Origin of the sequence: Mesorhizobium sp. M1A.T.Ca.IN.004.03.1.1 (assembly GCF_003997555.1) — a bacterium.
GTDB lineage: Bacteria > Pseudomonadota > Alphaproteobacteria > Rhizobiales > Rhizobiaceae > Mesorhizobium.
The window spans coordinates 1-298 of record NZ_RZTV01000168.1; the positions used below are offsets into that span (position 1 = coordinate 1).

Genomic DNA, 298 nt, shown 5'->3' on the forward strand with positions numbered 1-298 from the left:
GTGAAGGCGTCGATCTGCTGATCTCCTATCTCGACGAGGATGAGGATGCCGACGAGACGAAACGGCTCGTCGAGCAGGCCGGGCGCAAGGCTGTGCTCGTCAGCGGCGACATCCAGGATCCCGCCCACTGCAGACAGATCGTCGAGACAGCGGTCAAGGAGCTTGGTGGTATCGACATTCTCGTCAACAACGCCGCGCACCAGGCGAGTTTCAAAAGCATCGACGAGATCAGCGATGAAGAGTGGGAACTGACCTTCAAGGTCAATATCCATTCGATGTTCTACCTGACCAAGGCAGC

Annotated in this window: 1 protein-coding gene; it reads left to right on the plus strand. The window is 57.4% G+C overall.

Annotated features, from left to right (window positions below; genetic code table 11):
• The coding region (locus tag EOD29_RS31185) for an SDR family oxidoreductase (RefSeq protein WP_127248799.1) at nucleotides 1-298 on the plus strand (298 nt) is incomplete at both ends.